Here is a 14,147-nt window from a genome sequence, read left to right as displayed (position 1 = left end):
TCATCTTGTTGGCGCGGACATCAAACCTGGGGTACAGCGCCCGGCCGCAAGTACTCCTGCGCCACCCACTTGAACTTGCCGCTGGGCATCAAGGCGATGTCCTCGACCAGCCGAACCCGGACGTGCAGCTTGTCGCTGACGTACTTGCCGATGTTGTCCAGCAGCGCCTGGCTGTTCGCCTCGGTATAGCCGGCATCGGCCACCACGCGGATCTCCCATTCGCCCGGCCCCACCTGCGCGACCTGGGACTTGCGGATGTTGTCCAGACCCTTGAAGGCAAAGGTGATGACGCTGGCACTGACGGCATTGCCATCGCGGTCGAACAACTGATCCTCCACCTTGCCGGAGGAAAGCTCGATGCGCGGATAGCTGCGGCCGCAAGGGCAGCTGCCGGGCAGCCAGCGCGCACGGTCCGAGATGCGGTAGCGGATCAGCGGCATGACGCTGTTGTGGAAGCTCGTGCCCACGACATGGCCGAAGTCTGCGGTCGCCCGGCCCTGCTCATCGAGAATCTCGACAAAAGCGTACTCGGGATTCAGGTGGTAATGCCCATGCTCGCACTGGGCTGCATAGGCGATACGTTCCGCCATGCCGTAGAAGTCGAATACCTTGCAGCCGAAGCTACGCTCCAACTGCTCGCGCTGCACCGGGTACAGCGGCTCGGAGCCCGTCACCACGGCTCGCAGGGGCAGGCTCAGCCCCTGCAACTCGCACAGGCGCGCGAACTCGTAGCTCGAAGACGGGTAGGCACGGAGCAACTGCGCCCCAGAAGCGCGCACCGCCTCGGCCATGGCCGGCGCCGTCGCTGCCGACAGATGCCGTGTGGACAGGAACAACTGCTTGCCAAAGCGATCCCAGAGCCAAAACGGCGGCTCAGTCCGCTGCGCCGGCGCGGCCTGGTCGCCACGCAGCACCGCCTGATGATCACCCGCCTGATAGCCGGCCCAGGCCCAGAACTGGAGGTTGAACGCCTCCTCCCAGATGACCGAGTTCAGGCTGCGGAACACCTCCAGCGGCGATCCGCTGGTTCCGCTGGTCTTGCCCAGGGGCCACCAGGGCCGCCGCCTGCCATGGTTGGGGTAGAAGGCCTGGCGCTGCTCCACCAACTGGGCCTTGCCCACCACACCGCAATGCTCGGTCAGCCAGGCAAAGATCGCCGTGCCCTCGGGCGGCGTAGGCAGCTCGCGGTAATGCGGCAGCGATTCGCGGGCCGCCAGAACCGTCGCGCGCAGCAACTGCGCCTGGCGCTCGCGCAACTGCTCCGCCGACAGCCGCTCGCGCTTCAGCAAGCCATGGGCGCGCGACTGAGCGAGCGCGTTGCGGCGCACCTTGTGCCGCAGGAAGAACTGAAAACTTTGAAAATTCATCTTGCCCAACCTTGTCCTCTGCGCGCCGACATCAAGGCGATGCCGCCGAGCCCGGCTGGCTCGCCACCAAGCGGTGATACACGGCAGCCACGCCCTCGGCCAGCACCCGGTAACTTCGATGCGCGGCCACCCAGGGCGGGCCCTTGCGCCTCAGGGCCTGGGCCAGGTCCGGGTCGCGCAGCACACGCAGGCTGGCATCGGCAAATGCCTCCAGCTCCATGGGCACACACAAGCCCCCGCCGCTACGCTCAAGGACCAGCTTCTGGTCCGGGATGTCATTGCCCACGCAGGGCAGACCCAAGGCCAGGTACTCGACCGCCTTGGTCGGCGAGGAAACATCGAACAAGGCGCCGCGCGGGATGGCCGACCAGGCCAGATCGGCATGGCGCAGCAAGGCAATCGCCTCCGGCTGCGCCATCCAGCCAGTCAGCCACACATGCTCGGCGAGCCCGCTGGCCTCGATCTGCTCGCGGACCCAGCGGGCCTCGTCCTCGCTCGCACCCTCACCGATCAGCAGCAACAAGGCCTCCGGCTCCACTTGCCGCACGCGCTCGAACACACGCAGCAGGAAGTCGGAGCTGCGCGAGCGCCCGAGCGCGCCCAGATAGGCCAGCACCTTGCGGCCCGCAAGCCGCGCCGGCCGCGCCGTCATCGGCACCTGGACATCAAACAAGGCCAGGTCGACGCCCATGGGCACGGCCGTCATCGATTCGCGTCGAACCCCTTTGCCGACCATGAACTCCAGCATGGCCTCGCTTTGAACGAACAGATGATCGCAACGCTGGGCCAGGAAGCGGTAATAGGCCGGCCCCGCCAGTGTGGCGCGAGCCCAATTCGCCAACTGCACCACCCTGCCCTTGCTGCGGCCAACTTGCTCGGCTCGCAAGCGATACCCTTCGGCGAAGGGAAATGACATCCAGTACGAGAACTTGCGCCCGGTCAGGCGAGCCACCGCCAAGGCCAGCAGACCGGTTCGAATCTTGTCCCGAACCTGGATCACGCCATGCTCGGAACTCAAGCGTCGCATGCCATATAGATCTTGCAACGGCCGAATCAGCTCGCCGATCAAGCCCTTTCGCTCGGCACCTTGAATCCACAGCCGGCCTGCCGGCCAAGCCAAACCCTGCTCGCGCGAGCGCGCCATCGAAGCCTGCCCAAGCAGGTCGCTGCAAACGCCAAGAAGAGGCAAGTCCTTGCCGAACAAGACGACCACATCCGGCCGGAACGCCGGCAGAGTGTCATACATCATGAAAAACAGGCGCACGGCCATCCCTGACTCCAGAATCAGCGCAGGCGTTGGGCCAGCGCCGCCGACCCAGTCAACCAGACCGCGAAGGTCAGCCACCAGCGACGGCCTCTCATGGCCACCCGTCCGTCACGCAACCTGGCCCAGGCCGGGCCGAACTGCGCTGCCCGCATCAGGCGGCGAGCTAGCGTGACTTCCATCTCGGCAACCACGCGCAGGCTGTCCTTGGCCTGCACCTGACTCATCGATCCGGCAAGCGCGCGCGCGCGCAGGCGGTGCCACACCGGCAGGAGATCCAGCCCACGGAAACTGCCCATCAAGCTGCTGGCCAGGGCCGTGCGATACAGGGCCAGGATCTGTTCCGCATAGGCCACGGGCTGCTGTTCGACCAGCCGGAACCAAAGGTCAAGATCCTCACCCATCGATTCACCAACTGGGAAGCAGACCGCCTGGGCCTGCAAAAAATCGCGACGCACCGCCACCGAACTGCTCGAAAAAGGCATGCCCACGCGCAGGAACTCGGCAGCCAAGTTGTCGATGCGGCGCGACTTCAGCGCGCCCTCTCGGCGGCTGAACTGATACGTGGCGACCTGATCGTCGGGCACGCGCACGGTAATGCCAGCGAGCATCTTCGAGCCCGGATACTCAGCCTCCAGCTGCGCATAGCATTCCAGCGCCTGCGGATGCAAGAGATCGTCCGCATCCAGGAAGACCAGCCATTGACCGGCCGCCTCGCGGATGCCTCGGTTGCGAGCCGCCGCGACACCAGCATTGGCCTGACGGATCAGGCGCACGCGCGGATCCCGCAGGGACTCGATCCGCTGCGCGCCGCCATCGCTGGAACCATCATCAACGACGACGATTTCGCAGTTGTCCCCTGCCTGCAGCAGCACGGACTGCAACGTGGCGGACACAAAGGCCTCCTTGTTGAACAAGGGAATGATGACCGACCACTTCGGCTGACTATTTGGCATCTGGAATGGGCTCGCCCGTCACCGCGGGACGCTGGCCACGAGACTTCGGCGAGCGCGGCGCCCCGGCCAATGCCACCAAAAGCAACATCGGCGTGAGCGCCTCGCTGGCAAAGCTGTGGAAGGTGAAGGGAACCTCGCTGATACAGCGAAGCAGGATCATCGTTGCGAGCGCCGCGGTGAAGCCACCGAAGGCGTCGAACCGTGACAGAAGACGAGCAGCCAGCGCCCAGATGAACCAGAGAAATCCAAGAGCGCCGATTATTCCCGAGGCCGCCAGCACATTAAGTAACTGGTTGTGTGCATGGAAAACATTCAAACCAATGACATAGCGGAAATAGGGATCCCATATATTCGGCCCGTAACCGAACCAGGGGTTCTCCAGGAAGGTATCAATCGCAATCCTCCAGATATCACTACGGCCCGTCAGATTGGCCATATCGGAGCCGACACGCGTAGCCAAAAACCGGTCAATCCGGCTCTCCAGAATGCCGGAGCCGAGCAAGAACATGCAGGCAATCACCAGCAGGCCAAACAAGGCCAGCGCCAGCTGAGAAAGCAGGCGGTTGCGGGGATTGACGATGAAGCCTCCAACCCTGCCGCGTTGCCGCACGATCCAGATGACAGCAAAGCATGCAATGCCCGCCATCCAGCTGGTCTTCGACTGGGTGAGCACCAGGGTCACGACCGAGCAGACCCAGGCCAGGACCGAGATCCAGCGGCGCTGATAGGGAAAACAGGCGAGACAAATCATCAGCAGCAGGGTGATCGGGCCCATCTGGTTCGGCCCGACGGCCAGGCCGGAATAGCGCCAGGAAAAACCGCCGAACAGACCGCCGATATAGGGCTGCAAAACCAGGCTGCGCTTGACTGCCAGCGCAGCAAGCCCGGCGAGCACAAAGAGAAACAGCGCATCGCGCGCCACCCGTATCGCGGTGCGGGCGCCCGACTCCGTGGTCGTGAGGCCGCCGAGGCCAATGATCAGCCAGTAAAGATAGTCATGCTCGATCGTCGGGCGGACACCGAGCGCGGCCGGCAAGGCCACCGTCGACACCCAGCAGGCCGCGAAGGCAACCATCAGCAGAATGGGGCGGTCGGCTTGCCGCGGCTTCAGCGCAAAGTTAGCGAGGCGCTCCACCGAGGCAGCCAGCAGAAAAATACTGACGGCGCGCTGCGTCCACTTGACCGCGCTGGAACTGCTCTCCCCGCCGGCGACCGTGGCCTGGACAAAGTCCAGGTTCCGGCCGGCAAACAGCGGGTCCATCATGATCACCAGCATCAGCGGCGCAAAGAAGAAAATCAGAAAGCCGTCCGGCTTCTTGGTCCCCATATGCAAAGTGAATCCGGTGATCATGACCGAGCTGACCGCCAGCAGCAGTGCCCCGAGCAGATAGACGCCGTAAAAGACAACCAGTTCCATGCTTTTGTCTACCTTGCAACTCAGACGCAACGCTTCGCCCAGGCCCGGCCCAAAGCCGAGCCCTTGGGCATGAAGCGCTGCAACAAACTCAGGGCGGCTTGCCCCAGCATTTTTGGCCAGACCAGAACGATCAGCAGCCAGACGATCAAACAAGCCGAGGCCTTCAGCATGCCTGCCAGCCAGGCCGGCAAGGTCTGCAAGGGAGCAGCCAGCAGCAGACCCGGTGCGGCCACCACGGCGCAGGCAAGCAGGCCGTGCAAGAACATGCCCGCCCAGGCCGTCGCGCTCAGGTCCAGGGCGCGCCAGGCGGGTAGCAGGGTGACCAGGTAGCGGGCCAGGAACAGCAAGCCGGCCACCGCCGCCACCGCTGCGCTGCCGCGTGAGGCCGCGGCGTAGAAAGCCGGCAGGGCCAGCACCAGCAGCGGCAGCTGCAGCAGCATCTCGAGACGCTTGCGCCCGGTGTTCCAGAGCACCGGCGTGCTCAGGGCCCAGGCAAGATAGGCGGGCATCGCAGCCGCCAGGAAGACAAAGACCAGGCCGCTGCTCTGCCAGGCCGGCCCATAGAGCACAGCGATCACTTCCGTGCCGGCAACGGCGAGGATGGCGAACAAGGGGGCCAGCACGATCCAGATGAAGCTCTGGACCTCGCGGTAGCCCTTGGCCAGCCTGGGCAGATCATCCTGCAGCCGCGCTCCCGAGGCCAGGAAGGCAGGTTGCAAGGCCGAGATCATCAGGGAGTTCGGAACCGTGGCGAGGTTGTAGCCGACCGCATAGAGCCCGGCTGCCTGCGTGCCGGCGATGCGTCCGAGGATCAGCCGGTCGGCATTGGTCAGCGCCCAGTTGCAGAGATTGGTCAGCAGCACGGTGGCGCCAAGGTCGAAGAACTCGCGGGCCTGCCCGGTCCGGAACCTGAGGCGCAGCGGGTGCGGGCGCGCCCGATAGGACAGGAACAGGCCGAACACGGACTGCAGCACCCAGGCGGACACCATGGACCAGACGCCATGCCCGAGAAATGCCATGGGCAGGCCGACCAGGACGTAGGCGAGCAGGTAGCTGAGCAGCTGCACCTGGGCCAGCTCGCGGAAGCGCATCTCGCGCCGCAGCAGATTGGTGGCGGTGGCGGCCACGCCATTGAGCAGGCAGCACAGGCCCAGCCAGCGCATCACCTCGGCCAGGCGGGGGTCGCGCAGAAACTCGGCCATGGCCTCGGCCGCCAGCAGCATGAAGAGCAGGCCGACCAGGCCGCTCAGGCACTGCCAGGTGAAGACGAAGCGGATGACCTCGTCGTCCAGCGTCTCACGCTGCATCAGGCTCCAGCCTAAGCCCACTTCGGAAAGAAAGGTCGCCACCAGCAGGCCGATAGTGGCCAGGGCAAAGAGGCCATATGCATCGGGGCCCAGCAGGCGGGCAATAGCGATATTGACCAGCAGCTGCATCACGAACTTGGCGACACTGCTGAACAAACCCCATTTGGCTGCGGTGACGCTTTGGCGGGCGAGCTCGGTCATGTCCGTGCACTCCAGGCTCGCGCGGGAACGCCCGCACCCGAGGGGCGCGCGTCAGGGTCTGCACGCCTACAGGTGCGCATCACGCTCAAGCTTTGGGCTTGCCGAACACCCGTGCGGCAGCGTCCGGGCTGACGGACCTCGCCAGATCGTCGATGTACTGCTTTTGCACGCGGAAGGCCTGCTCCGGGTCACGATCGATCGTGGAGACACGCACCAGCATGCCGTCCGGGATCAGGCCGCGCACGCCGTAGCGAAGCTGGGCCAGCTTCTGCTGCGAAGCCGAGGTGACGATCTCATCGCCGACCACCACCCAATAGGTGATGGGCTCGAAACGCCCCGAGAGATGGGACTCCAGCTGGCGCACCTGCAGCGAGCGCGCACTCAGCTGAAGAACGCCCGGCCGGTTGGCCGTGATCTGAAAACCCTGGGCTGGATAGCAGACCTCGGGGCGGTGCAAACGCGTTCCATCGGACTGGTCACCCCCGTACGCAACCGACAACATGACGCGCCGACCCGTACTACGGTCCACATAAGTTCGGCTCAGCACCTGGTTGTAGATCCTGTCCAGCCTTGCCTGGACATCGGGCGCGGGCAGGATCACCGGGGTATTGCTGTCGACTTCCCAATTGCCAAAGGATGTGGGAAACAAGGTCTCGAGATCGGGTTTGCCCAAGCGGTCGGCCAGATGGACCGTCGGCTTCATCCAGTGTGCAGCCGCTCCGCCGCCCAACATCACTGCGGCGGCAACGAACGCCGCCCTTCGATTGAGCTTGCTCATTTGGATTGGCGCTCCCGAGGCCAGGCCAGATTCAGCACTTTATCCAGCACCAGCATCAGTGCCAGCGCCACCATGAACAGCACCATGCCGGCAAAGCCGTGGATGAAACCCTGGCCTGCCTCGTCACCCAAGTGGTAGGTCACCAAAACCAGAATCATCACCCGCACCACGTTCGCCACAAACGAAATGGGCACCAGCAGGACCGCAAGAGTCACGTTGCGCCCCACCGAGGTGTAGTTCATCAGCTTCATGTAAAGCATGCCCAGGGCTTCGAGCGTGAACATGGAGTTCAAGCCGGCACAGGCATCAGCCACCAGCAGCTGGTATGGTCCGACCGTCAAGACCACTCCGGCACGACCGACCGGATAGCCTAAGGTGTAGAGGATGCTAGAGGCAATCGCCGAAACGGCTGACTTCAAGGGCGTTGTCAGCGCAGTCACCAAGACCTCGGGCAGCGGAACCATGAAGAGCAGGAAGAACAAAGGGAACCAGATCGTCTTCAAACCCTTCCAGCCCAGGAGGATGAGCGTCAAAGCAGCAAGAATGAAGATCTGTGCTGAGACCTCAAACAACAAGATGGACTGTGAGCGCCCAAAGGCATAGCAGGCCGTGCCAAAAATCAACAGCAGGCCGCCGCTCAAACCGGCGGGCCGCGGCTCAAGCGCCCACAACTCGAGACGCTGCTGGTAGAGCAACCAAATGCTGACCGCTAGGATGATCGGGCCGTGGCCCTGCTCGTCGGAAGCCCAGACGGTGCTGGACAGATCGACGTAGCTGGGCAGGAACAGCACCAGATAGGCCAGGCCCAGAACCACCAAGGTCAGGCCGTCACTGCGGCCGACCGGAGGCAGGGGAGGCGTGGCACCGTGCGTACCGGCCAGCTCGACCTTGGACTGCAAGGAACTCATCGCGGGCGCCGGCTCAGCTGTGGTCGTTGAAAATGGCGCCGAGCAGATTGACCTGGGCTTCCTGCATCGAACGCACCAAGTCACGGAATCCGCCGAGGCGCGAAGCGTTCTTGCGCGCCAGCGGCACAGCAGCTCCGCAACGGTTGGCCACCACGAGCGCGTCTGCGCCGATCTCGGCAGCCGGCGTGTCGACGATCACATGGTCAAACTTGGTCACCAGTTCGCGCATCAACAGTCCAAAGGCAGGACGTTCGATCAGCTCCAGCGGATTCGGGGGCATGGCGCCCACCGGCAGCAGGAACAGGCCGGGCACAGACGGCACCGTTTGGATGAGTTGGCCGTTCGACCGGCCCGACAAAATGCCAGACAGGCCGGTGTCATTGCTGACTCCAAAAATTTCATGCTGCCGCGGACCCCGCATATCGGCATCGATCAGGAGCGTGCGCCCCCCGAGCTGGGCCAAGGACACCGACAAATTGGCTGCCACGAAGCTCTTGCCGTCACCCTGATTGGCACTGACCACCGCCAATGCCTGGCGCGGCTGCTGGCCTTCGCGGAAGACTCGCATGATGACCTGGCTGCGCAGAGCGCGGATGAACTCGGCCTGCGCTGAGTAGGGCTGGTTCAACGCCACCAGTTCCGGATGGGCAGGATCATTGCCCAGCACGGCCGGGTAATGGAACTGCTGCGCCAGGGCGAACATGACGTCATCGACATTGGCAAAGCCGAGCGCGATGGCGGCCTCGCCGAAACGCAGTCCGTTTTGCTGCTGATGCGCGAGCACGCGCGCCACTTGATCGGCCGAGAGATTGCGAGTTTCGGCAATGATGGCGCCGATGGAACGGTCATGGACCGCAGTTCCCTCGGAGCCTGCGGCATTGGTCTCTTTGCTCATTTGATATCCAAGCGTCCTGATTACTTCGCGGCCAGGCGCGCAGAGCCCGAGCCCACCAGCCGATGCTGTGCGGCAGCCACGGCCAAACGGCCTGATTTGCGGCTCCCGGCACCTGGCAGAACGCCGATCACGGCGATGCCAAGCACTTCCTGCAGGTCGTCCACGCAGCGAGTACGGCGATCCGAAAGCTCGCGGATGAATGCGACCAGCACGCCCAGCAGAACGCCACCAATGACACCCAGAATCATGTTCAACAAGAGGTTGGGAGATGAGGGCTGGAGCGGCGGCATGGCCATGGTCAGCTCGTTGATATTGCTTTGCGTGGACTGGCTTTCCAGGCTGCTTTGATTCAGGCGCTGTTGCACGAGGTCAAAGGCGCGCTGGGCATGCTCCACATCGCGCTGCAAGACGGCCACTTCGTCACGCACCTGCTTGAGGTGCAGCACCTTCTGGCGCTGGGCTTCAAGCTCGGCGCGCAGCTTGCTTTCACGCTGTCGGTTGATGGTGCTGGTGACGCCGACGCCGCCGGTCACACGCCGCACTTCTTCCGCAATCTTGACGCGCAGTTCGTCGATGCTGGCCTTCAGCTCGGCCACTTGCGGATGCCGCTCACCCAGTCGGGTGGACAGTTCCTTCATGCGAGCCTCCTGGCGCGACAAGTCGGCCTTCAAGGAGCTCACGTTGGCATTTCCCAGCACTTCAGCCATCCGGTCGGCAGAAGCGCCGGTCGCCTGCTCGTTGCGACTCACCGACTCGGAGGCCAGGGCCTGAATCGCCACCAATTGCGAGGACAGTTCGTTCAGACGCGCCGTCTCCACATCCAGTCGCTCGTCGGAATTGACGATGCCCTTCTCATTCTGGAAGGCACTCAGCTTTGCCTGGGCGGCCTCGACCGTCTCACGCGCTTCCTTGGCACGGGTGTCGAAGAAACTGCTGTACTGCTTGGCAGGGTCGACCTTCAGCTCAATCACCGTGGCCAAATAGCTCTTCACGAAGGCATTGGCCATGGCCGCAGCAAACTTTGGATCACCGGCCTTGTAGGCCACCGAGATCACGCTCGACTCCTTGGACGGCTTGACATCCATCTGCTTCTGCAGATTGCCGGCCAGCCAAGCTTCAATGCTGCCTTGGCCTTCCGTCGCTTCTTTCCACTGCTCGCGGATCACCGGCACATCGGTCAGATTGAGCATGCGCACCACCTTCATGGCCACGCGCTCGCTCTGGATGATGTCCACTTGGGTCGCCATGAAGGCCGGCGTCACCAGCGAGGGGTAGCCCATGGCCGAGAAAGGATCGGGCTTACTATCCACCACCACACTGGCAACGGCCGTGTACTGCTTGGGCAGAAGCAAGCTCAATGCCACCGCGATAACCATGGCCGCAGCAAAGACGCCTGAAATCAAGCGCCAGCGGGCACGCAGAACTGCGACAAATTGTGAGAACGTCATCTCGAAACCTTAGAACAGACTTTCCTTGACATACACAACATCCCCATCCTTCAAACCCTCATCCATCGGGAGCTGGAGAACTTCGACCTTGCCGTCGGGGCCTTTGCGGTGGACGCGGATGCCTTTTTCGGTGCCGCGTTGGGTGATGCCGCCGCCGGTGGCGAGCGATTGCATCAGGGTCATGCCGCGTTCCAGGCGCATGGGGCCGGGTCGTTGCACTTCGCCGTAGATATAGACCATGGGGGCGCGCTCGACCCAGATGACGTCGCCGTTCTGTATCAGCACATCCTGCTCACGGCCGCCGGGCGTGAAGATGCCGGGCAGGTCGATTTCCAGGCGGTAGGGCTGGCCGTTGCGGGTGCCGCTGAGTACCAGCACTTCGGCGCCGGTGACGGCGATGCCGCCGGCATTGGCCAGCAGGTCGGTCAGGCGCATGTCTGCGGTTTCGATCGGGTAGCGGCCCGGGCGATTGACCTGGCCCAGCACGCTGGCCTGGTTGCCCTTGACCTGCAGCACGACGACGGTGACCTGCGGGTTCTTGACGAAATTGCCGTCGCGCAAACCGTCGCTGATCAGCTTCTCGGCCTGCGTGGCGCTGAGGCCACCAATACGGATATTGCCCAGCAAGGGGAAAGAAATGACGCCGCTTTCCGACACCCGGGTTTCCAGGGTCAGGTCTTGATTCTGGTACACGGTGATGCGCAGCACATCGCCGGAACCCAGGCGATATTCGAGCGGTGCGCTCGGTGCATTGGCGCCCGCCACGGCCGCAGCCGCAGCCGCCGCCGGGGTGTGCGCCTGTGCGGTCGTGGCCACCGACAGGGCGCCCCACACCGCCAAGGCCGCCGCGGCCACGCGGGCCGGGCGCGAAGGGACAAAGGTCAGGAAAGACGACGTCATGTTGAAGCTCACTTGAGACCCATGCCCTTGGAAATATCTGCGGCGTTCAGGCCGCTGGCAGCCGGTGCCGCGGGGTCAGCCGCCACTGGGGCTGCGGTCGGCGCCGGGGTGGCGGCTGCAGCAGGAGCCGACGCGGCGCCCTTGGCACCCGGTGCACCTTCGGCGAACTTGCCGACATAGTCGATCTTGGCGGCTTCGCGCAGGCCCTTCAGATCTTTCTGCACCAATTCAGCCTTGCGCTGGTTGACCAGGAAGGCTTCGATGGCCGGGCGGGCGCGGGTCTCATCCACCGGCTGGCTGCGCGAGCCCACCAGGAAGAGCACGGTGATGCCGTTGGCGGTCTGGGTGACGGCCGAGTCGCCGTCCTTCATGCGGGCGATCGACTCCAGGCCGTTGAGCGGCAGCTGTTCGGCAGCACGCACCGCCTGGTTGGCGGTGAAGCGGAAATCATTGGATTTCAGAAACTCGGCAAACTCGCCAATATTCTTGGCGCTTTCGAGTTTCTGGCGCAGCTGACCAAATTGCTCGGGTTTGGCTTCAATCGCCAATTCCTGCAGGCTGTAAATACGGCGGTCTTTGAACAGCGCGGGTTTCTCGTTGTAATACTTGCTGACTTCTTCGCTGGTCGGTTTTGCCACCGATTCACCGATGCGCTCGACGTAGGAGCGGGCGATGATTTCGCGCTTGGCAGCTTCGATCTGTTGCACCACGCGCGGGTCACGGTCCAGCTTCAGTTCCTGGGCCTTTTGCACGGCCAATTCTTGCTCGATCAGACGCTCCAGCACCTGCTTGCTGGCCGCTTCGGCCTGCTCGGGCTTGAGGCCTTGTTGGCGTTGCAGCACGAAGTTGATCTGGTGAACGGTGATCTCTTCCTTGTTCACCTTGGCAGCCGTTTGCGAAGCCTTGTCCGACTTCTTGTCGTCACCGCAACCGCTCAGCATCACGGCCACCACAGCGGCGGCCACCGCGGCCACTCGCAGGCCCTTGAAAGCGGAAGCGTTCTCTTGATTCGTCAGGTACATGGCTTGTCTTTCTCTCTTCTAGCGCGGTGCCCCGAGCCGGGGCCCCAAAACTGATGCTGCAGCGCAGCAAGCTACCTCGCCCACGCTGGGACGAGCGAGTGTAACTTTGGAAAATGACAATTCACCCCCCGGGAAACCGGCAATCAAGGGGGCGCCCCTCACGGTTTACCCGCGGTATTTCGGGGCCATGCACAAGATTGAATCGGCGGCCAAGGGAATACCCTCGCGCGACTGTCATCCAGCCGGCCGCACTGTTTCATTTCGGTTTATGACAATCCGCGCCGCGGGGCGCTGATCGCACAACAAGGCAATACCTGCGGGTTTTCAGAGCCGCATCAGATCAGCACTTGATACCGGCGTGCAGCGCCACCACCCCGGCGCTCAGGTTGTGCACATCGACGTGGCCGAAGCCAGCCGTCTTCATCATGGCCTTGAGCTCCTGCTGACCCGGGTGCATGCGGATGGACTCGGCCAGGTAGCGGTAGCTCTCGGCATCGCCGGCGATCATCTGGCCCAGCTTGGGCAGGATCTTGAAGGAGTACCAGTCGTAGGGCTTCTGCAGCGGCGCGGCCACCTTGGAAAACTCCAGCACCAGCAGGCGGCCGCCTGGGCGCAGCACCCGACACATCTCGGCCAGGGCCACATCCTTGTGGGTCATATTGCGCAGGCCGAACGCCACGCTGACCAGATCGAAACTGCCAGCCTTGTAAGGCAGCTTTTCCGCGTCACACAGATTGGTCGGCAGGATCAGGCCTTCATCGAGCAGGCGGTTGCGGCCCTGGCGCAGCATGGCCTCGTTGATGTCGGTGTGCACCACCATGCCGGTTTCGCCCACCTTCTTGGCAAAGGCACGCGACAGATCACCGGTGCCACCGGCAATGTCCAGCACCCGATCGCCGGCCTTGAGGTTGGCCACGGCCACGGTGTAGGCCTTCCAGGCGCGGTGCATGCCCATGGACATCAAATCGTTCATGACGTCGTACTTGGATGCCACCGAGTCGAACACGCCGCGCACACGGCTGGCTTTTTCGCGCTCGTCAACGGTCTGGTAGCCGAAATGGGTGCTGCTCATGATGGGTCGGTCTCGCGGGAAAAGGGTGGGCTGAAGCGCTGTGGGCCGGTTTGGGGCGAGGCTTCAGTTCAGTGATGGGTGTGGCTGGCGCAGCCATGGCCGCCGGCCGGCGCCGGGGCGGCCATGTCGGCATCGCGGCTCAGGCCGGCCGCGGCCAGGCGGGCTTCGTAATCGGCCCAGAGCTGGGTTTGCTGCTCGCCGAGCTGGTAGAGATAGTCCCAGGTGAACAGGCCGCTGTCATGGCCATCGGAAAACTGCGGCCGCACGGCGTAGTGGCCGACCGGCTCCAGGCCAGTGATCTGCACCGAGCGCTTGCCGGTCTGCAGCACCTCCTGGCCCGGGCCATGGCCTTGCACCTCGGCCGAGGGGCTGTAGACCCGCATCAGCTCAAACGGGATGCGAAAGCGCGCGCCGTCCGAAAACGCCACCTCCAGCACCCGGGACTGCTGGTGCACGGTGATTTCGGTGGGGATGGGAGTCTTGGGGCTGAGGCCGGCCATGGTGACGTTTGCAGGTGATGCAATTCAAAGCAGAGGTGGGGCGGCCCGGCCGGTGCAGGCAAGCAATCTTGAGCGCAGACAAATGCGCTTCAGCCCGGCCTCTGGATCGCCA

Annotated in this window: 13 protein-coding genes; all 13 read right to left on the bottom strand. The window is 63.7% G+C overall.

What is annotated here, in order from left to right; all coding sequences use genetic code 11:
• Positions 1 to 20 precede the first annotated feature (20 nt).
• The 13 genes from OOB33_RS10975 to OOB33_RS10915 all read right to left on the bottom strand — a co-directional run bounded on the left by OOB33_RS10975 (position 21) and on the right by OOB33_RS10915 (position 14,035).
• Positions 21 to 1,367 (bottom strand): phenylacetate--CoA ligase family protein, encoded by a 1,347-nt coding sequence (locus OOB33_RS10975; RefSeq protein WP_271008697.1) that lies wholly within the window; start codon positions 1,365 to 1,367, stop codon positions 21 to 23.
• Positions 1,368 to 1,398: 31 nt separating this feature from the next.
• On the bottom strand, positions 1,399 to 2,616 hold the full coding sequence (locus tag OOB33_RS10970; protein WP_271008696.1) for a glycosyltransferase: 1,218 nt from the start codon (positions 2,614 to 2,616) through the stop codon (positions 1,399 to 1,401).
• Positions 2,617 to 2,651: 35 nt separating this feature from the next.
• Positions 2,652 to 3,587 carry a glycosyltransferase family 2 protein gene (locus OOB33_RS10965; RefSeq protein WP_271008695.1) on the bottom strand — a complete coding sequence of 312 codons (936 nt, stop codon included), beginning with the start codon at positions 3,585 to 3,587 and terminating at the stop codon, positions 2,652 to 2,654.
• Complete coding sequence (locus OOB33_RS10960; RefSeq protein ID WP_271010037.1) at positions 3,577 to 4,338, bottom strand: O-antigen ligase family protein; 762 nt, start codon at positions 4,336 to 4,338, stop codon at positions 3,577 to 3,579. The genes OOB33_RS10965 and OOB33_RS10960 overlap by 11 nt, the downstream gene beginning before the upstream one ends.
• A gap of 686 nt (positions 4,339 to 5,024) precedes the next feature.
• Positions 5,025 to 6,512 (bottom strand): lipopolysaccharide biosynthesis protein, encoded by a 1,488-nt coding sequence (locus tag OOB33_RS10955; protein ID WP_271008694.1) that lies wholly within the window; start codon positions 6,510 to 6,512, stop codon positions 5,025 to 5,027.
• Between the two features lie 85 nt (positions 6,513 to 6,597).
• On the bottom strand, positions 6,598 to 7,290 hold the full coding sequence (gene epsI, locus OOB33_RS10950) for an exosortase-associated protein EpsI, B-type (RefSeq protein ID WP_271008693.1): 693 nt from the start codon (positions 7,288 to 7,290) through the stop codon (positions 6,598 to 6,600).
• Positions 7,287 to 8,189, bottom strand: a complete 903-nt coding sequence (gene xrtB / locus OOB33_RS10945) for an exosortase B (protein WP_271008692.1) — start codon at positions 8,187 to 8,189, stop codon at positions 7,287 to 7,289. Before xrtB ends, epsI begins: the two co-directional genes overlap by 4 nt.
• Before the next feature lie 22 nt (positions 8,190 to 8,211).
• On the bottom strand, positions 8,212 to 9,093 hold the full coding sequence (locus OOB33_RS10940; protein ID WP_271008691.1) for a polysaccharide biosynthesis tyrosine autokinase: 882 nt from the start codon (positions 9,091 to 9,093) through the stop codon (positions 8,212 to 8,214).
• A gap of 20 nt (positions 9,094 to 9,113) precedes the next feature.
• Complete coding sequence (gene epsF / locus OOB33_RS10935) at positions 9,114 to 10,541, bottom strand: chain length determinant protein EpsF (protein WP_271008690.1); 1,428 nt, start codon at positions 10,539 to 10,541, stop codon at positions 9,114 to 9,116.
• 9 nt (positions 10,542 to 10,550) lie between these two features.
• The gene (gene epsE, locus OOB33_RS10930) at positions 10,551 to 11,441 is read right to left on the bottom strand and encodes a polysaccharide export protein EpsE (protein ID WP_271008689.1); all 891 of its coding nucleotides are present in this window, start codon (positions 11,439 to 11,441) and stop codon (positions 10,551 to 10,553) included.
• Between the two features lie 8 nt (positions 11,442 to 11,449).
• On the bottom strand, positions 11,450 to 12,463 hold the full coding sequence (locus OOB33_RS10925) for an EpsD family peptidyl-prolyl cis-trans isomerase (protein ID WP_271008688.1): 1,014 nt from the start codon (positions 12,461 to 12,463) through the stop codon (positions 11,450 to 11,452).
• A 340-nt stretch (positions 12,464 to 12,803) separates the two neighbouring features.
• Positions 12,804 to 13,535, bottom strand: coding sequence for a bifunctional demethylmenaquinone methyltransferase/2-methoxy-6-polyprenyl-1,4-benzoquinol methylase UbiE (ubiE, locus tag OOB33_RS10920; RefSeq protein WP_271008687.1), 732 nt, complete (start codon positions 13,533 to 13,535; stop codon positions 12,804 to 12,806).
• A 68-nt stretch (positions 13,536 to 13,603) separates the two neighbouring features.
• On the bottom strand, positions 13,604 to 14,035 hold the full coding sequence (locus OOB33_RS10915) for a DUF971 domain-containing protein (RefSeq protein WP_271008686.1): 432 nt from the start codon (positions 14,033 to 14,035) through the stop codon (positions 13,604 to 13,606).
• Positions 14,036 to 14,147: the final 112 nt, after the last annotated feature.

The sequence above is a fragment of the Paucibacter sp. B51 genome, assembly GCF_027863535.1.
GTDB lineage: Bacteria > Pseudomonadota > Gammaproteobacteria > Burkholderiales > Burkholderiaceae_C > Paucibacter_A > Paucibacter_A aquatilis.
This window is presented reverse-complemented; position numbering and strand designations above follow the sequence as displayed.